The organism is Bacillus sp. TH13, from assembly GCF_016651175.1.
Lineage (GTDB): Bacteria > Bacillota > Bacilli > Bacillales > Bacillaceae_G > Bacillus_A > Bacillus_A thuringiensis_S.
The window spans coordinates 1-19917 of record NZ_JAEKEJ010000025.1 but is presented as its reverse complement, the minus strand read 5'-3'; the positions used below and the strand labels follow the sequence as shown (position 1 = coordinate 19917).

Here is a 19917-nt window from a genome sequence, read left to right as displayed (position 1 = left end):
TCAATAATAAAAATTAGAAAAGGATGTAGATTAGTGATTAGTCAGAAAACGAAGACAAGATTTAATAAAGTTATTATAATGACCGCAGCATGTAGCATGTTTTCTATGTTTGGAACGTCTATTTTACACACTAAAGCTGCAACACATTCAGCTGCTCCAGCAGTTTATGTGAGTCCCCAAAATATACCTGCCTCAGATATTATTAGTATAGACTGGTCACCAGTTCAGACACCACCTTATACGTACTGGGCTGTACACAACTGGAATGCAGGTGGTGAAGCTGGAGGATATGCTGGTTTTCAACAACAAAGTGGGTTTGATGAAAATGGAAAACGTACTTTACATTTTGCTTTATGGGATCCAATTTCCTCTAAAGAAGCAATAAAGGCCGAATACTTATCTCCGAATTCGCAAGCTGGACCCTTTGGAGGAGAAGGAACAGGAATGAAGGTTCAAACAACTTATGGTTGGAAAGACTACAATTGGTACACAATGACAATGCGTTCATGGCAAGAAAATGGTCATACTAAATTTGGACAATGGATGAAAGATGTAACAAAGAATAAATGGCATCAAATTGCAATTATGGACTTTCCGGTTGCTAATGCTGCATTTAATCATGGATTAGGAATGTTTCAAGAAGACTGGGCTGATAGTGGACAGAATGTTCGAGAAGCGCGCCTAAAAAATGGTTATAGCCGAAAATTAGTTGATAAACAATGGAGTTCTTGGAATAATCAAAGTATTTCTGGAACGCATGATAATACTTATCAATATGATGGAGGATCTACTTCAGAATATGTATGGGTCAAAGCAGGAGGTAATACGCAGTCTACTATTGGGTCAGGAAAAATATTCACGCTAAATCAACCTACTCAACCTGAAATAGGAAAACTAGATTTTGATATCCAATCTATATATTATGAAAATGAAAAATTAAATGTATCTTGGAAACTAAAAGAAAATAGTACACCGCAATTTAAGGGGAAAATTGAAATTTATAACAATGAAAATATGACGGGCCAACCTATGAACGTAATTAATGATATTAAATCTTATCAAAATGGAATCAGTCAATCTATATCATTACCAACAAATGCTTATGCAAAAATTGTATTAACGGATATATTTGATCAAACTGTTGAGAAAAAGGTACAAATCAAAAATGAGTCTCCAAACATTTTTGAAGGTAATGAATTTGCATGGTCGCTGAAAGGGATTGGAGATTTTGAATTTGCGAAAGTAAATTTAAATAAATCAACAGAAGAAATGCAAATTGATCTAAAAGCAGGTGTACCACATGACTACTTTGATAGTACATATGCAAGTATTAAAGTGCAAAACACATCAGGTAAAGTGGTCTATAACAAAGAGATTGATGGAAACAAACAGCAAAATGCTGAATCGCAAAAAGTTCCAGTCAAAGTAGGCGATTATATAGAGTTAACACATCTAGAAGGTGTACATAGAGCTACTCTTACAAATGTAGATAGTAGTAAACAAGAAAGCTTTGGAAAAAAAGCAATATACCAAGTTACAAAGGAAGGTCTGAAGAAAGCAGAAAAAATGCCCGAAGCTACAATTTTAGATGGAAATCAATTTGCATGGTCACTAAAAGGAATTAGTGATTTCGAGTTTGCAAAAGTTAATTTTAATAAGTCGACAGAAGAAATGCAAATCGATTTAAAAGCAGGCGTACCGCATCATTATTTTAATGAAACGTATGCGAGTATTAAAGTACAAAATGCAACAGGGAAAGTAGTATACAATAAAGACATTTATGGAAACAAACAACAAAATGCTGAATCGCAAAAAGTTTCAGTTAAAGTAGGAGATTATATTGAGTTGACACACCTAGAAGGTGTGCATAGAGCTACTTTAATAAGTGTAGACAGCAGTAAACAAGAAAGCTTTGGAAAAAAAGTCATGTACGAAGTTACAAAAGAAGGCTTGAAGAAAGTAGAAAAAATGCCAGAAACAACGGTTTTAGATGGAAATCAATTCGCTTGGTCATTAAAGGGATATAATGATCGAGAAATCGCGAAAATAGAATATAACAAAGCAACAGAAAAAATGCAGCTTAAATTAGAAGCGGGTATACCCCATTCTTATTTTACTAATACGTATGCAAGCATTAAAGTCCAGAATTTATCCGGTAATATTTTGTACAATAAAGAAATTATAGGAAATAGACAACAAGCTGCTGAGAGCCAAACCGTTTCAGTCAAAGTAGGAGATTGTATTGAGTTTACTCATATAGAGGGAGAAGCACAAAAGGAAAAGACACGCGCCACACTTACTAATCTTGAGAATAGTAAACAGGAGTATATGGGAAAGAAAAGAATATATCAGGTTACCTCTATGGGATTATTAATAAAGTCATAGATTTCACTACAAAAGTTAAATTATAAATTTATATATTATATAAAAATCTTAACCATTATATGCATTAAAAAATTCTCAAGAGAATATAGATTGGCGGGTATAGTATGAACATATTCAAAGGGCTTCTAATTTCATCAATTGCAATGACCACATTTGTAGGAACAGATCTAATCCTACAAAATGATAGTATTCATAATAAAGTTTACGCTGAATCTTATAATGTCACATACAAAGAAAGAGATTCACAGGAAGAAAGATTAATTGTAAAGTTTAAAAATCAAATTGACTTACCTTATGAAGATGGTATTGAGAAACGAATAAAAAATGGGGATTATGATAACAATTTAAAGAATTTATTTTCCGAAAATACAGAACTTACTTTGAATCGTCTGTTCTCATCTGTAAATCCGATAGAGATTGAAAAATTATCAGTACAATCTAAATCAGTTGCTAATGAATCAGCTAATAATTTATTAAATTATTATATTGTACAAGCTCCTAATAACATAGAAATAGAATTATTACTGAAAAAATTTGAAACATCTCCTCTCGTAGAGGAGGCTTATATACAAGAAAAACAAATTTTGACACCCCCTGAAATACAGTTACCAGATTTATCTGTTAATCCGTACGATGATCCTAGATTTCAAAATCAAGGATATCTTGAAGCGGCACCAAAGGGAATTAATGCCTCGCATGCTTGGAGCATTAAAGGTGGTGACGGGAAGGATACAACTTTTGTGGATATGGAATATGGATGGTTATTGAACCATGAGGATTTAGTCAATAAAAATATTAAGCTTATGTCGGGACAAAATATAAGCCAGCATAGAGCTCATGGTACTTCTGTATTAGGAATTGTTTCATCTGAAGATAATCAAATTGGAAATATTGGAATTGCACCAAAAGCAAATGTAAAAGTAATATCCCAGATCAGGGATAATGGAATTTATAATACAGCGGATGCTATTTTAAGTGCTGTACATAATTTACAAGCGGGAGATATTCTTTTATTAGAGGCACAAGCTTCGTATGATGGGTATGGGGATAAATATTTACCTGTAGAAGTACATCCAGATATTTTTGATGCAATTCGTGTTGGTGCAGATAAAGGGATTATTATTATAGAAGCTGGCGCAAATGGTTCAAACGACTTAGATAATTTTAAAGATCGTAATGGAAAAAAGATCTTAAATCGAAATAGTCCAGACTTCAAGGATTCAGGTGCTATTATGGTTGGGGCGGGATCATCAAATGTTCCACATAAACGTTTATGGTTTTCAAATTATGGAAGTCGATTAGATGTATATGGATGGGGAGAAAATGTTGATACAACATCAGCAAATCCAAGTCAAAATACTACAAATTTATATACATCAACATTTAGTGGAACATCAAGTGCTTCACCAATTATTGCTGGAGCAGCAACTTCGATTCAAGGTATTGCTAAAGAACATCGAGGTTCTCCTTATACACCAGCCGAATTAAGAAATATCTTAAGTAATCCGAATACAGGAACAAAATCTCAAGATCCGTGGAATGATAGAATAGGTGTTTTACCTGATCTAAAATCTATATTAGATAACTTAGGTTTTAATTCAGATATCCCGGACTCTTCTAGTATTTTAGAAGGAAACCAGTTTGCATGGTCACTAAAAGGAATTAGTGATTTCGAGTTTGCAAAAATTAATTTCAATAAGTCAACAGAAGAAATGCAAATCGACTTAAAAGCAGGCGTACCGCATCATTATTTTAATGAAACGTATGCGAGTATTAAAGTACAAAATGCATCAGGAAAAGTAGTATACAATAAAGACATTTATGGAAACAAACAACAAAATGCTGAATCGCAAAGAGTTCCAGTCAAAGTAGGAGACTATATTGAATTAACACATCTAGAAGGTATTCATAGAGCTACTTTAACAAATGTAGGTAATAGTAAACAAGAGAGCTTTGGAAAAAAAGCAATATACGAAGTTACAAAGGAAGGCCTGAAGAAAGTAGAAAAAATGCCAGAAGCAACAATTTTAGAAGGAAACAAGTTTGCCTGGTCATTAAAAGGATATAGTGATAGAGAAATTGCAAAAGTAGATTATGATAAAACGGTAGAAGAGATGAAGGTAAAACTAGAAGCAGGTGTACCACATTCCTATTTTGCTAGTACGTATGCGAGTATTAAGGTCCAGAATTCTTCTGGTAACGTTCTGTACAATAAGGAAATTGTGGGAAATAAACAACAAAATGCTGAAAGCCAAACTGTGCCCGTCAAGGTAGGGGATTACATTGAATTTACCCATATAGAAGGAGAAGCAACAAAGGAAAAAACGCGAGCAACTTTAATTAACCTTGAAAATAACAAAAATGAAACCATTGGAAAAACAGCAAGATATCAAGTTACAAAAGAAGGCTTGAAGAAAGTAGAGAAAATGCCAGAAACAACGGTTTTAGATGGAAATCATTTTGGGTGGTCTTTAAAAGGATATAGTGATAGAGAAATCGCAAAAGTTGATTATAATAGGACAACAGAGAAAATGCAGGTGAATTTAGAAGCAGGCGTACCACATTCTTACTTTAATAATACGTATGCAAGTATTACAGTAAAGAATTCGACCGGTAGTGTTGTGTATAATAAGGAAATAGTGGGAAATAGACAACAAACTGCTGAAATCCAAAAGGTGCCCGTAAAAGCGGGAGATTACATTGAGATTACCCATATAGAAGGGGAAGCAGTAAAGGAAAAGACACGCGCTACACTTATTAACCTTGAGAATAATAAACAAGAATATATAGGCAAAAAAAGAACCTATCAAGTTACTTCAACGGGATTAAACAAAATAGATTAACATGAAGAACCTTCTAATTATTAGTTAGATGCAAATAGCCGTTCATTATGAACGGCTATTTGGCTTTTATTTAAAGAAAAGTGAAATGAAAATACTCTCTCTTTTGTATATACTCTCCTTGCCATCAACTGCTACATTTGTTTATCAGGGGGAAAAAATTTTAAAAATGTGCTTGAGAATTGATAAATGTTTAAGTGTTATAGATTTGAGAAAAAAGAAACAGAATAGTAAGGTATTTATTGATAAATCCTCTCCTGTATTACAATATTTTACATATTTGGTATGATGTATATGAGTTCTATGTATATTAAGGGAGGAATGGGAATGAAGAGGTTCATAACATGTGCAAGTGGTAATACAATCTCAAAAAAGTTAGTTTTAATGATGTTGCCGATGGTTTTAATGATATTGATGATTACACCATCGAATGATGTATCGGCAGCCAATCTATCAAAAGCAGGTTCACTAAAAGGCGTGAATTTATTTAATGGAAGTTGGACAGTTGCTATACAGGCAGCAAATTTACAATATGTTTCTGCTGAGCCTTTGGGAAATGTAATAGCAAATCGTAATGCAGTTAATGAATGGGAGAAATTTGAATTAATTCCGACTGGGGAATTATATACGTACGCTTTAAAAGCTAAAAGTAATGGGAAGTATGTTTCGTTTGAGCCAAATGGTAGAGTAGTAGCAGATCGTACATCAATTGGTGCATGGGAAAAGTTTATCTTATATAATGGTGGAGACAATAGGATATATGTATTACAAGCACTAAGTAATGGTAGATATATATCAGCAAATGGTGGTAGAGAATTAACAGCTACTAGTTATGTAGCTGGAAGCTGGGAAAGATTTGTTATTGTATACTTCTAAACTTTGAAGTGTTATATACCTAAATGACAATAGCATGTTTAGTTTGTATAAATACCTAATACAATAAAGTGTTAAGTATGTAATACAAGTGTATATTAACGTGTAAAAGGGCTGCAATAATTAGCGGTCCTTTTTGCATGTTAAATAAGGACTTACTGAGGTTATAATGAAAAGAAAAAGAACCCTATAGGGTTCTTTTTCAAGGCATATTAACAGTAAGGAGAATCATGAAATGCTACTTCAAATCTTTATTAGGGGAAAGATTTTGAATAAGCTTAACATACATCTATTTTTACATAAATGTAATATATAGTAAATTGATAATGTTTATACTTACTATTACTAATATTCAATTAAGATAGTTAACACTATTTGTATAGTGTTAATGAAGTGCATATTTAGAAAACTAATAATGGCCACAAGTTGGTTATATATGTCTAATATTATATTTTATTTGCTAAAAGAGCTTAGAGATATATCATTTTAAAAATTAATTAACATTTAAACAATTTTAACTGAAATTGGGTGTGTATTAACTAAAAGTAAATAAAATAAACAAAGACCCTGTAATAAATACAGGGCCGGATACAGGGTTAAGGGAACGCATAGTTTCTTAAAATCATAATAGCATATATTCTTTGTATAGCTACATGAGGATTTTGACAGAATTAAGAACAAGGCAGAAATCTGTAAGAAAGCAAATATATTGCTGGAAATTTGATTCGAAATTAAACTATAGGGCATATTGAAATAAATGGAAACTCTTGAGTACCGTGATTAAATATGAGGTTTAGATTAGAGGGATAATTGGATCTTACTGAAAAGGCAAAATGTTTTTTAGATTAAAAGAAGAAAAGACATTTTTGGGTGCCTTTTCTTTAGGTAAACAGTTTACATATTGCTGAATTATACACGAAACCATAATTCGACTATGAAGTAAATCTTAATATAATCCTAAATGATAAAATATGTAATATTATATTTGAGTTTTTAATTATTTTATTGAATATAGAGTAGCAATGTAAATAAAAGGGCATGCATTCGTATCTGCAGCCCTTTTTAGGAGGAATTCAAGACACCAATAGGACACGTATTGGTAAACAGGTTCAAAAATAGTATATGTGAAAAGAAAAAGTCCTATACCAAAAGTAGACAGGACCTTATTTTTTACATTTTCAAAAATGAAATTCTGTCCTTTTTGAAATTAGTACAACACACACTTGGTTTGTAATAAAGTTAGAAAAAGTATACATGAAAATGGCAGACAACTATTTTGTTGCCTGCCGGTGCCAGTGGGTTGAATGAGTTAGTCAATTCAATAAATTACTACCCGATTACCAGAAGAGTGAAGCCGCTAGTTCAAACGGCTTAGACATAGTTTTCTTAATAAAGAAAAAATTATGAGTAAAGATTTTGTTTGCTCTATATGAAAAGATAAATAGGTATTCATCAGACAAGGATAATTTAGCATACCTTGAATAGGGTGAAGGAACGAATTAAAGAAAAGGATTTTTGTTTAGGAAGGGACTGACTCAGGAATGGGACTTTCGGACAGGGTTTGGGGGGCGATGATTGCCTTTGGCATTGCGACTAATATCATTGCTTGTATGATGGCAGTATACATTCAAAAATATGAGCTAATGATAAATCATCTTACAAATATTTTATTTTTAATAATTATCTCTTTAACGTTTATTAAGATGAAAATGAACAAATGGGTGGCTTTAGGATTTACATTTGTTGTAATAGAGAAAGGTATTAAGGCGGGATATGACTTCTACACACATGATTATTATGGTGTCAGTTGGAGTTTAGCTATCATTGTCTATTGCATATACGAGATGAAAAAGTATCATATTGAAATAAATGAATAGTCGCAACAATAAGATGTTAGTAGGCGTAATTTTTTTAATAATATAAAAAAGACACTGCAAGAGTGTCTTTTTTTGAAAATACTCTATAATTAACTTTGGGGAAGGTAATGTTAGAGTATTCGTTTAGCATTATCTTTATATTTGATAAACCATGAAATCGAAAGATTTTGTGGTTTATTTTTTGAACAATAGATATTACAGTATTGGCAGTGAGCTATTGATCATTTTAAGCATTAGGAGAGAATGGATTAAAAGTCTAACATCGAATAACGGTTCCGGAATATAGTGTTGCGAAATGATCTCCCATATCCCAAACGGTACTTGCCTGTATATAGCCCTTAAAGCCTTCTGAAGAATAATAAATCTCTTTTGGTATACTTTCTTTAGTTTGGAAATGTGCTTTAGAGTACTTTACATAATGGTTTTTAACAACTTTTACATCTGGAACAATAGTGTTTTTTTGTTCCAATGTTGGCCTAGCACTAGAAGGTGATATGAATTTTACAGTGTCTTGGTAATTAGGATCTAAGGTGTCAGCTTGTACACTGTGTGACGAAACAATTGTGCTTAAACTACTTCCCGCGATTAAAGTTGCAAATACTAACTTTGAGAATTTTGTTAATCTACTCATTTTATAATCTCCTTTTTATTATTTTGTAAGGTATCTCCTTACAACTCACAGTCTATATCCACTACAAAAGGGTGTACATATATATTGATAGACAAAATTCTACAAAATACAGCATGTTTTTAGGGTTTATGTATAATAATCCAATGTCTAATAATCTATCAAAAGTAAAAAGGTAGGTCTTATATAAAAGAAAATGAATAATTTATGCAGGTAATGTATATGGAATTATTGTTTAAATATTCTAAAATGAGTTGATAAAGATGTTGTAGGTTTTTTGGAAAACAAATAATTCCCTAGGTGAAATTTGAAAGGAAGATTCTCTGTTAGAGTTTTTTATAAGGGAATTCATTTTCGTAGATTCAACATGTAAAAATAACTAAAAGAGCAAGTGTTTCAATGGGTAAAAAGCTATGTTGAGTCTTTTTTCTCTGTTGGTGGTCGTCTAATCAATGAAATGACGGATGCTCATGATAATTTGTGTCTAGCAAGATTCGTGTATAAACGAATGAATTAAGAAAAGGGCGAAATATTGGATAACTCGAAATAGATGCCTTTAAGTAATGTTGAAGATGAGGAGGAAATTTGGGCAGAACATTAAAGCAAAGAATAGGTTTAGAAAATACCTATTTTAGATTTGAATAATCAACAAATAAGGGAAGCACCAACTCAAAGGTGTCTTCCCTTATTTAATACTTTTTATCAATAATCAATATTAACAGAGCCTAAATAAAAAAGTGAGAAAAATGATAAACATTCTTCTCACTTTCATCAATTAGGGTGGCATATACATAAATATGCGTTTGGGTAGATTTTTGAATGAAAAATCCACATGCATAGTATAACAAAAAAATAGAGCTTTTCGCATGTAATATTGCATATAAAAAATAGCAAAGCTTTAAATTTTAATATTACGAACTTATATATACGTGTTACAATGTAATTCTCTAATTTATTTTATCCAGCTATTTAGAATTTATGTTTTAGTTAATTTATTATGGTAAGAATTTCATCCGATTGGATTAGCGCTAAACTAGATCTTTATCCAAACAAATCCAATAATTATTTTTTAAATGAAGTATATGTTGCATCCAGTTTATTTGGAATAATTCGTAGTCTAATAATTGCTGAATCTAGAAAAATAACATATTCGAAAGGAGGACAGATAAAACTCTGCCTGTGAAATTTAAATCACTAAATGTTAAAGTTCGGATAATAGGATGTAATTGTGGTTTCATTTCGAATGGTACCATAAATGAATGTGGAAAAATAAAGGAGAAAAATTTAAATAAACTATATAAGTAGTAAAAATGAAAAGGAGAAGTATCTAGTGTTTAATATAAAAGAAAGATTGGGACAAATAAAGCTTAAAACGAAGTTGTCTATGGCATTTATAGCAATATTAATTATACCAAGCCTTATCGTAGGAGTATCATCTTATAATAAAGCAAAAACAGATCTTAATGAAACAATTCTACAATCAGCAAAAGATAATATAAGTATTTTAGATAAGATTGTTGATGATGAATTAGAAAATAAGCATACAGATGTCACTCATTTTGCAAAGGTACTCACACAAGGGGATTATAATCCTGAACAATCGCAAAATGTACAGAGTAAATTTGATCAATATATACAGTTACATCCAGAGATAGAAACGATTTATACGGCATCCAGTAACAATCAATTTATTCATGCACCTGTTGGCAAAATACCAGAAGGGTTTAATCCGTTAGAAAGTAGTTGGTATAAGGATGCAGTAAAAGCAAATGGAGAGATTATTGTTTCATCTCCCTATAAATCAAAGTCTACAGGAAATATGGTAATTGCAATTGCAAAGCAAAATGCAGATAAAAGTGGTGTCATTGGCGTAGATTTGAATATTACAGATATCGTAAAAACATCCAAAATGATAAAAATTGGAAAGCAAGGATTTGTATCTATAGTTAGTCAAGATAAAACTATAGTTGTTCATCCATCACTAAAGCCTGGAGAGAAATTAGAGAAAACTTTAGCGGATGAATTGTACAAGACAGAAGATGGAGTAATTACTTATAGCCTCAATGGCGAAGATCGAAACATAAGCTTTAAGACAAATAAAAAAATAGGTTGGAAAATAGCTGGCGTAATGCCTACGAAAGAAATTGAAGAAGCTACTAATCCTATTTTTTATAAAACGCTCACTATAATAGGGGCTTCATTATTGTTAGGTGGAATTGTAATTCTATTCATACTCAGATCTATAATTACTCCACTAAGACAATTAGTCATTTCAGCTCAAAGAATTAGTCAAGGAGATTTAACCGAGAAAATAGATGTTCGTTCAAAGGATGAACTTGGTCAATTAGGTGGTAGTTTCAATACAATGGCAGAGTCGTTACGTAATATTATTTCTCAAATTAACACATCTGCAGGACATGTAGCTGCGTCTTCTGAGGAACTAACTGCTAGTGTAGAGCAAGCAAGTGTTGCGACAGAACAAATTACAAAAGAGATGGAAGAAATCTCGAACAGTGCAGAGGTTCAAAATAATGAAGTTGAGTCTGGAACTGAATTAATTGGTGAGGTAACACGAAATATTCAATATGTAGCTGAGAATGCATCTGAAGTATCGGCTTCATCCATATACACAAAACAAAAAGCCAATGAAGGTGAACAATTAGTAGAACAAACTGTAGCACAAATGCAGTCTATTCATCACTCTGTTTCTCAATCCGATAATGTAATAAAATTATTAGATAAGAAATCGCAACAAATTGGAAGTATATTAGAAGCGATTCAAAATATTGCGGAACAAACAAATTTATTAGCATTGAATGCAGCAATTGAAGCAGCTAGAGCAGGAGAACAGGGGCGAGGGTTTGCAATTGTTGCGGATGAAGTTAGGAAGCTAGCAGAGCAATCATCCGAATCTTCGATGGAAATTGGAAGCTTAATTAAGGAAATACAAGCAGACGTACATGAGACTGTAAAAGCTATGAATGAAGTGGGAGTAGAGGTACAGTCGGGAATTAAAGTTGCGAACGATACAAAACAAAGTTTTTATGAGATTTCAAAATCTGCAAATGATATTGTGTCAAAAGTGCATGGTATGGTGGAACTATCTAATACTATGACTACTGATGCAATGAAAGTCGATACATCGATTGATCAAATAGCTATGGCTGTAAAAGAGAATTCTTCAAGTATGCAAACGATAGCTGGTTCATCTGAGGAACAACATGCTTCTATGGAAGAGATAAATTCTTCAGCAATACAATTAGCACAGATGGCAGAAGAACTTCAAGAGTTAATTGGTGGATTTAAGATTTAAGTTGAGATTCTAGGAGAGAATGCTAGAATCTTGTTACAGAGTGGAAATGCATAGTAAATAAGTATAATATGTACTCTTTATGCGTATTGAACAGGCAGAAAAGCCATTAAAAAACCCTCCATTTGGAGGGTTTTTTAATACATTTACATTAAATTTGTGGTGGTGCACCACCATAATCGCCAACACTATATGAAGGAGCAGGATAATGCCCATGAGTAGCAAGCTGATCTGTTTTAGAAAACTGAAAAATTCCCACCGTTAATACCCCAATAAAAGCAATGCCTGATAATAATAAGCTAATTTTTTTCATTATTTTAACACTCCTTTTGCGATTGATTTTTGTCTTGCTTGATAACAAATATGGAAATAGTCACTTACCTTTTGGTGGTTCTCTAATTGTCTACATTTTGTGGCAAATAATTCAGCGTATTCGACAACATATTCCCATAATTCTTCTTCCTCAAAGTATAAGATTCCTTCTTGAATGATTTTTTCTAATTCTTCCAATGGAATATTTTCGTTTAATCTTTTTAAAATAGAGAAGTGGTGTGTGTATTCTTCGTTATGAATTTTTCTGCAAATCTGTAATCCCTTATCAATGAGTTGGCTGGCCGTTGATTGTTCTCCTAATTTATAATGTTCCTTAGCTTGTAGGAAGATGGCCTTGAAGTGTGTAGGGATTTTCTCTGTTACTTCTGAAAGGTGACGAATAGCTAAAGTAGACATACTTTGATCAGAATACAGCCACCCCATAGTATTTTTTACGTATAACAAGGAATCTTCTTCCCTATTTTTTTGTAGTAAATCAATTGCACAATGTAGATATTCTTCTGCTTGTTCGTACTGTTTTAAATAGATGCAGCAACCACCTAGCAAACTATTACAAAAAGCTGTTTTTACTTCATAACCTTCATACTTTGAAAAGATTGCTCTCGATTTATTTGCGTATTCGATAGAAGCGAGATTGTTATAGGTATGGTGATAGAAAGTAGCAATTCTATAGTAAAATTCAGCATGTTCAATTTCATCTGGTATAGCTACCAATATTTTTTCTGCTAGTTTATAATGTTCCTCTGCCTCAGTATAATTTGATATAAAAGTGGAATGAATGGATTTGAAAAAGTGATAATAGAATCGTAGAAATTGATCTGTAGGCATATCATAATCGCTAATAGTATCAAAACTATTTTGTTGAATACCAAGGCTATCTGTTAAGACCTTGTAACGAAATTCGAGTAGTGAATAGTATAGTAACAAATTTTGATCCTGATGTTCTTGATCCGGTTCAATGCTTAACTTATTAATTTTTTCATCAATTTTCTTTTTTAGATTAGTAGCTTTTATAACTTGTTGAGATAGCATAGCTCGATACCAGTCGTTCAATAGAGAGGTTAATTGCTCATTTCCCTTTACTGAAACACTCATAATATACGCCCCCATTTTCTAAAAAAATCCTAATCCAATTTAATTATAAACATCATAACAAAATAGAAGGAAAAATGGAGTGATATTACAATATTTTTCAAGAAAATTCATAAAAAATAATCAATTTATGTCGAATATACTTAGAATAAAACATCCAAAAATTATCAAAAGATAATAGGAGTCTTTATACGTTCTATCAGGTGAACTTAGAAACTGTGATTGAAGATTTATGAAATTTTCTTTTCTTAAAACGGATCAATTACGTATTAATTTTCAAATTATTTTATCGGATACATATAGTATGTATCACCATCAAATGTATAAATCTTGCGTATGTAAATAAGAAGAGAATAAAGAAAACAAAAGAAGAACTTGTAAGAATTTCTACAAGTTCTTTTTTGGATAATGTAAAAAGGTGAAACAGACTATCTCATTATTTGTAATAGTGAAATTATCTTACTTATGGTTTTGTTTTATAGAAGATGTACTATTATATTTGAAGATTTGTTCTTAATGTTGATTAAAGGCAAATTAAAGACTGGTAGGGGAGAAGTGCATAAAAGAGAAAGCCTTCTTTACTTATTCTGAAAAGATAATTCAAAAAGCAATTTGTGTATAGAATAAGCAATGCATGAATTCATCGACATTGGTGATAATAAATAAGAGAATCATAAGCATGAACTTTAGTGGAATAGCTACAAGAATGGGATAATTATAAAATTGTTAAAGCTCAGTATAATTCTATAATAGTAGATATAATTATTGGAATTTTTATCTTAGTTACTTTTCGGGTAGGATAAGTAGAAGAAAATAGAAAGTTTTTCTTTGAAGAAAGCTCTTTTGACAGGAATAGATTTTTTCATAACTAGAACAAATAAATTAATAATCGCATATACTGTATTGTCGTTAAAGCAAGGCATTATTTTCTCAGAACAAAGGAATCACTAGAAAAATATGTGATTCCTTTATTCTACAGTATAATGTCAATAATTGATTTAAAATAACTGAGGAAATAAAATCTTTGTTAATGGATAATTACATCATTTTAGGTATAGTAGGTTTATAATTTAGACTATAAAAATTAATGTGTCTTTTATTATTTTAGCTAAGAGGACTCCCTCCTTAAGGAATTCACAGTAAGTATGAGTAAGTGGGAGTAGTTCAAAGCATGCAATATTGTTTGATTTGGCTAATACATAGATTTATCATCTCAGAACTGGTGTAAGAATTATAATGTTTATACCATTCTATTGTATTTTCTAAAGTTTGTTGTAGGGACCATTTTGGTTGCCAATCAAGATTGAATTTTGCTTTGCTAATGTCAAGGTTTAGTAAATTTGCTTCATGAAAATTTATTGTCCCTATATTTTCTGCTGTCCAATCCCCACAGCCCCAAATATCTAGTAAACTTGTCACTAAATTTTCTACTGGAACAATATTGCTTAGGGATGGCCCGAAGTTCCATGCTCCTGAATAAAGGATACCATTATTTATAATTTTTTCTGTAAGGAGTAAATACCCGCTTAAGGGTTCTAGTACATGTTGCCAGGGTCTAATAGCAGTAGGGTTTCTAATAATAATCTTTTTGTTTGATTCTAATGCTCGTATACAATCAGGAATAATTCTATCTATTGACCAATCACCACCACCAATTACATTACCAGCTCGAACGCTTGCAATTATTTTCTTGTGGTGAGAAAAGTTTTCTTCTGAAAAGTAAGAATTTCGATAGGAAGAAATTAAAAGTTCGCAGCATCCTTTGCTTGAGCTATATATGTCATGGCCACCCATAGGGTCAATTTCACGATAACCCCAAGGCCATTCTTTATTTTCATAGCACTTGTCACTTGTCACCATAATTCCTATTTTAGCTGATTCATGTAATCGAATTGCCTCTAGTACATTCATAGTTCCTACAACGTTTACCTCGTATGTTTCTCTAGGATATTCATATGAATACTTAACTAGAGGTTGGGCAGCTAAATGGAATACAATTTCAGGTTTATAATCTGTAAAAACCTTATTTAATTTATTAAAATCCCTAATGTCTCCACGAATATCAATTATATTATTTTGAAGGTTAGTAATGTTAAAGTTATCATTTTTATTTTTAGGATCCAATGAATATCCGATTACAGTAGCACCTAATTCATTCAACCATAGGGATAACCAAGAACCTTTAAAACCAGTATGTCCAGTAATTAAAATTGTCTTTCCGTAAAAAGCATTATTAAAGTTTTGATTTAACAATTAGTCCACCTCCTTTAGTACCCTATTTTTAGGGGGTTAGGTATAAATGTTTATTATTTTTATACCAATTAACAGTTTTTATAATTCCTTCTTCAATATTAATTCTAGGTTCCCAGGAAAGAGAGTTTTTTATTTTTTGCACATCTGCTTCAGGAACCCATCTTTCATTAGTTCTAGAGGGAATTGCACCGTAATTTGGTCTGGAATTGGTTTTCAAATGTTTGAATAATAATTCTACATAATGTTTCAAGGGGGAAATAGTGCCACTCCCAATATTAAAGATTTCATTTTGTACAGTAGTATTTTCTACTGCTAGGATACAGGCATCTATTATATTTTCTATATAACAATAATCTCTTAATTGATTACATAAAGTTAAATTTACATCTTTGTTTCGTAATACTTGCAAGATTATATAGCTAAAAATTTTATGTGGCTCCTCGCTTTCTCCGAATATGCCAAAAGGTCTTAATGTTATAAGATTAATGCTGTTTTCGCTAGCAATTTGATGGGCGAGTATAGTAGCAGCAGCTTTGGTACTTCCGTAGATATCCACAGGAGTTAGTAACATATTTTCATGAATAGGTTCCATCTTGTTACCGTATTCAGAACTACTCCCAAAATTGATGATTTTTTTACAATTCACCAATTTTGCTGCTTGAATAATGTTACATGTCCCTATAATATTTGTTTCTATAGCATGCATGTAATCTGTATGGGCAGAATTTACACCATAGGCTGCCAGGTGAAAGATATAATCCGGATTAACTTTCTTTATTGCATCTTGTACTTGTTTTTTATCTCGTATATCTATTTCATAGGTTTCAATATTTTTTATAATATCCTTTAGTCTCCAAAAATTTGATGGTGTTCTTATGAAAAGAACAATTCGTGCTTGTAAATTTAAAAGTCTTCGTGCCAAGTGAGAACCAATAAAACCGTATCCACCAGTAATAAGGAAAGTTTTATTTTTAAATGAAGTAATCATAGTGAAAATCTATCCTTTATTAAGATTTGTTTTTAAATAAGGAGAGTATCAGTCTTAATTGTGATGAGGGGAGGAGTATTTAAAATAATTTTTTATTGTCGTTGTATCAATTTGGTCAGCAAATAAAGAGGAGGGGATTTTTTGAAAAGTATTATGAAGGGTATGACATGTCTTGTTCAATTGTTCAATATAAGGAATGTATATATAATCTAAAACTTCTGGAGGTAATTCTAAAGTTTCTTGTTTCCATAAATCGAACTCATTTGGATTAATAATTTGCATACTTCCAAAATGAAAAGCTATTAATTCATCTTGATCAATAAAAACTTTTTTATCTGTTTTTGATATAGAACTGCTATTTAAAATGACATTCCAAGGTGCTGCATCAATACCTTTATGAGTCATGATTTTAATATTAGAAAAGATGTTAGGAATGTGATTTAAATATTTTTGGTCACCCCATCTATTCATTTCAACATCATAATGATTATTGCAATATTCTAGGCATTTATCTTTCCACCATGTTAAAATTTCTTTACTATTTTGATCGTTTTTGAAGCCTACTAAACCAGCTTGGTATATACCGTGTATGTTTTCAATTTCAGTAGAGCTTCTTTGAGGGCAAAGGAATACAGAGTATTTCCACCATTCATCAAGAATGATATTAGGTGCTGTAAAGAAATACATATCAGCATCACAATATATAATGTGATCAACTTCCGGATAAAGACTAAGGACATGTAGACATAGGGGCGCTTTTAATGTCCAACAATATTCTTGTAAACTTCTATCATTTTTTATACTGAGGAGTTCATGATTTTCAATATTTTTTACCGAAATTAGTATGGCGTGCTTTAATTTTAATTTCTCTAATATTTGATAAGTTAAATCATCCATACAACAGATCCATACAGTAAATTTAGCGTTGAAATTTTCTAAGGAATAATAAGAGGTCAATCCTTGAATTAATCGTTCTTTACTTATAATCATGGAAAAGTTCATAAAATGATTGGATTGATTCATTTTCTTCTTAATTGTGAATCTTTATATAAGGTTTGAGCTTTATTTATATCTTTTTTACTTAAAAATTGTTTAGTATCTTTATTGAATTTATCTTTTAATTGATTTAAAACAAATTGAATTCTCTCTAAATACGGAGTGTAAATATGGTTTAATATATTATTGGGTATTGAAATTGCTCCCAAAGACCAAAGATCAAAATCATTTGCATTAAAGATAGTAATACATGCAAAATGGTAAACAACTAGTTTGTCGTTTTCAATAAATACATCGTTTTTAGTCTTGTCAATTTTATAATCGTTATTATATATACAGTTCCAAGGCGCAGCATTTATACCTAAGTTATTTGAAATTTTTACTTTTGGAAAATATATAGGGATATAATCTAAATACTTTTGGTCTCCAAATTTCCCCTCCTCAGCCTCGGCACTGCACCAATCTAGACATTTATTTTTCCACCATCTTACACTTTTTAGTCCATAGAGATCATTCTTAAATCCAATTAGCCCAGCCTGATATTTTCCATACATTTTTTCTACCCAATCACGATCTCTTTGGGGGGTAAGGAAAATGGAGTATTCACCCCATTCCTCAAAAATAATATTAGGATCAGAGAAAAAGCATAAATCACCATCACAATATAGAATAGATGGTAAATCATAATTGACCAATAAATATTCTATCAAGACAGATTTTAAAGTCCAACAATATTCATTTACTTTTCTTTTTCTTTTAATTGCTTTTAGTTCACTATCTTCTAATTCTTCAACTTGTAAAAGGTTTACATTAATTAAATTCATTTCTTTTAATAGTGAATATGCAAAAGGGTCTATACAACAAATCCACAATGTGAATTTTTCTGAGTACTGCATTAATGATTGCTGTAAAGCAATGATTTTCAAGACATATTCACTACCTACAATGACACAGAAATGATTATTTAGATCATGTTGTTGATTATAGAATTGGGGATTCATTCTTTTTTGAGTATTTTTTTGGAGAGATTTGAAGCTTTAATTCCTGTTGAAAGCGGGTTAACTATTTTCTCATTAGAGGGGATATACAATCGAGGTAAACTTATTTTTTTATCATTAGAGTTCAATGTTTATTCAGTCCTCTCCACTAAAATTTATTAGGATTCCAACTTTCATCTACAGTTTTTAAATCTTTAGGTGTATCGACACTAGCCCAAAAGTCATTGTGTTCATAGACTGCGAGCTCATTGTCTTTTATTAAATTGCGAAGAGGATCTTCTTCTAGAACACAATCATCACTATCACCTAAATAATCGAATATTTCTTTGTTAAATACAAAAAAACCGCCATTAATTACTTCATCAAGTAATGGTTTTTCTTTAAAATCAATAGCAATTCCATTTTCGACCGCCAATAGGCCATATTGACTATTTTTTTTAATTCCAGTTAATGTAGCAATTTTTCCTTTTTCTTTATGGAATGCTATTAGTTGATCAATATCTATATTTGCTAATCCATCGCCATAAGTTAATAAAAAGGTTTCACCCTGTACAAAGGGTTCAAGTTTTTTTAGCCTTGCCCCGGTCATTGTATCAATTCCTGTATTTATAAAGTGTATATTCCAATTTTCTAATTCCTGAAGTAGCGTATATTGATTGGTTTTAAAATTCAAACTAAAGTCATTCTCTTTCCAGCTAAAGTCCATAAAATATTCTTTAATTTTCTCACCTTTATATCCTAGGGGCAAAATGAAATCAGAATGTCCATATTTTCTATACCAATTCATTATATGCAAGAGGAGAGGCTTTCCTTGAACTCGAACTAATGGTTTGGGAATGTCCTCTAAAATTCCTTGCATCCGAAGCCCTTTTCCGCCACACAAAATTATGACTTTCATAAATTTCTTTCCTTCCTCTCTATATATTTTACTAATTTAAACTATGTAGTTTGTTTGATAAATGTATACACGGTTGTACCATAATGACAATCAACTAAAAAATATATGTTAGATTTATAATTCAAATGCTGATTAAACGTGAAGAATACGCACTGTAGTTTATTCTCAATCTTATGTAAATTAGGTTATTTTAAAATCAATGCTTTATTTTATTTAATACTAATGAAAGAAATTGCTTGTTTGTAGGATAAAAGAAGGGGAGGGGAATCAAGGGAATTGAAGAAGCTTATAATGAAAAATCTAAGAAGGAAATTAACTATTTAAAGGAAAAGTGAACAAATATTACATTGTAGATTTTACAAATTTAAAAAAGAGCACCGTATAAAGGTGCTCTAGTGATGGAATCAATTTTGTAAAGAACCATTTATTCAATAAAGAAGGACTTA

The 19917-nt window shown here is 31.3% G+C and carries 11 protein-coding genes and 1 pseudogene; 5 read left to right on the top strand and 7 right to left on the bottom strand.

The genetic code is table 11. From position 1 onward, the window contains the following. Positions 1–33: 33 nt before the first annotated feature. From JFU02_RS08415 to JFU02_RS08400, 4 genes are all read left to right on the top strand, one after another. Positions 34–2385: a putative mucin/carbohydrate-binding domain-containing protein gene (locus JFU02_RS08415; RefSeq protein ID WP_201070772.1), complete on the top strand. Its 2352-nt coding sequence runs from the start codon at positions 34–36 to the stop codon at positions 2383–2385. A gap of 104 nt (positions 2386–2489) precedes the next feature. Continuing rightward, positions 2490–5228, top strand: a complete 2739-nt coding sequence (locus tag JFU02_RS08410) for a putative mucin/carbohydrate-binding domain-containing protein (RefSeq protein ID WP_201070770.1) — start codon at positions 2490–2492, stop codon at positions 5226–5228. Positions 5229–5552: 324 nt separating this feature from the next. Further along, positions 5553–6101, top strand: coding sequence for a fascin domain-containing protein (locus tag JFU02_RS08405; protein ID WP_000819406.1), 549 nt, complete (start codon positions 5553–5555; stop codon positions 6099–6101). A gap of 1538 nt (positions 6102–7639) precedes the next feature. Continuing rightward, positions 7640–7975 carry a hypothetical protein gene (locus JFU02_RS08400; protein WP_000524426.1) on the top strand — a complete coding sequence of 112 codons (336 nt, stop codon included), beginning with the start codon at positions 7640–7642 and terminating at the stop codon, positions 7973–7975. A gap of 256 nt (positions 7976–8231) precedes the next feature. Here JFU02_RS08400 and JFU02_RS08395 read toward each other — a convergent pair whose 3' ends face one another. Then, the gene (locus JFU02_RS08395) at positions 8232–8606 is read right to left on the bottom strand and encodes a hypothetical protein (RefSeq protein WP_000088966.1); all 375 of its coding nucleotides are present in this window, start codon (positions 8604–8606) and stop codon (positions 8232–8234) included. Between the two features lie 1327 nt (positions 8607–9933). Here JFU02_RS08395 and JFU02_RS08390 point away from each other — a divergent pair. Then, complete coding sequence (locus tag JFU02_RS08390; protein ID WP_201070767.1) at positions 9934–11916, top strand: methyl-accepting chemotaxis protein; 1983 nt, start codon at positions 9934–9936, stop codon at positions 11914–11916. A gap of 148 nt (positions 11917–12064) precedes the next feature. Here JFU02_RS08390 and JFU02_RS08385 read toward each other — a convergent pair whose 3' ends face one another. The 6 genes and pseudogenes from JFU02_RS08385 to JFU02_RS08360 all read right to left on the bottom strand — a co-directional run bounded on the left by JFU02_RS08385 (position 12065) and on the right by JFU02_RS08360 (position 19471). Continuing rightward, positions 12065–12226: a hypothetical protein gene (locus JFU02_RS08385; RefSeq protein WP_000724107.1), complete on the bottom strand. Its 162-nt coding sequence runs from the start codon at positions 12224–12226 to the stop codon at positions 12065–12067. After that, positions 12226–13341 (bottom strand): Rap family tetratricopeptide repeat protein, encoded by a 1116-nt coding sequence (locus tag JFU02_RS08380; RefSeq protein ID WP_000116955.1) that lies wholly within the window; start codon positions 13339–13341, stop codon positions 12226–12228. Before JFU02_RS08380 ends, JFU02_RS08385 begins: the two co-directional genes overlap by 1 nt. Before the next feature lie 1161 nt (positions 13342–14502). Beyond that, the gene (gene rfbG / locus JFU02_RS08375) at positions 14503–15591 is read right to left on the bottom strand and encodes a CDP-glucose 4,6-dehydratase (protein WP_086406908.1); all 1089 of its coding nucleotides are present in this window, start codon (positions 15589–15591) and stop codon (positions 14503–14505) included. A 28-nt stretch (positions 15592–15619) separates the two neighbouring features. After that, the gene (locus JFU02_RS08370; protein WP_000633064.1) at positions 15620–16579 is read right to left on the bottom strand and encodes an NAD-dependent epimerase/dehydratase family protein; all 960 of its coding nucleotides are present in this window, start codon (positions 16577–16579) and stop codon (positions 15620–15622) included. 54 nt (positions 16580–16633) lie between these two features. Then, positions 16634–18701: pseudogene (locus JFU02_RS08365) on the bottom strand (glycosyl transferase). Between the two features lie 20 nt (positions 18702–18721). Next, positions 18722–19471, bottom strand: a complete 750-nt coding sequence (locus JFU02_RS08360; protein WP_086406909.1) for a sugar phosphate nucleotidyltransferase — start codon at positions 19469–19471, stop codon at positions 18722–18724. Positions 19472–19917: the final 446 nt, after the last annotated feature.

Coding starts and splice junctions, on each gene's coding strand:
- JFU02_RS08410 (WP_201070770.1), top strand. CDS start 2,490: ATGAACATATTCAAAGGGCTTCTAATTTCATCAATTGCAATGACCACA.
- JFU02_RS08405 (WP_000819406.1), top strand. CDS start 5,553: ATGAAGAGGTTCATAACATGTGCAAGTGGTAATACAATCTCAAAAAAG.
- JFU02_RS08400 (WP_000524426.1), top strand. CDS start 7,640: ATGGGACTTTCGGACAGGGTTTGGGGGGCGATGATTGCCTTTGGCATT.
- JFU02_RS08395 (WP_000088966.1), bottom strand. CDS start 8,606: ATGAGTAGATTAACAAAATTCTCAAAGTTAGTATTTGCAACTTTAATC.
- JFU02_RS08385 (WP_000724107.1), bottom strand. CDS start 12,226: ATGAAAAAAATTAGCTTATTATTATCAGGCATTGCTTTTATTGGGGTA.
- JFU02_RS08380 (WP_000116955.1), bottom strand. CDS start 13,341: ATGAGTGTTTCAGTAAAGGGAAATGAGCAATTAACCTCTCTATTGAAC.
- JFU02_RS08370 (WP_000633064.1), bottom strand. CDS start 16,579: ATGATTACTTCATTTAAAAATAAAACTTTCCTTATTACTGGTGGATAC.
- JFU02_RS08360 (WP_086406909.1), bottom strand. CDS start 19,471: ATGAAAGTCATAATTTTGTGTGGCGGAAAAGGGCTTCGGATGCAAGGA.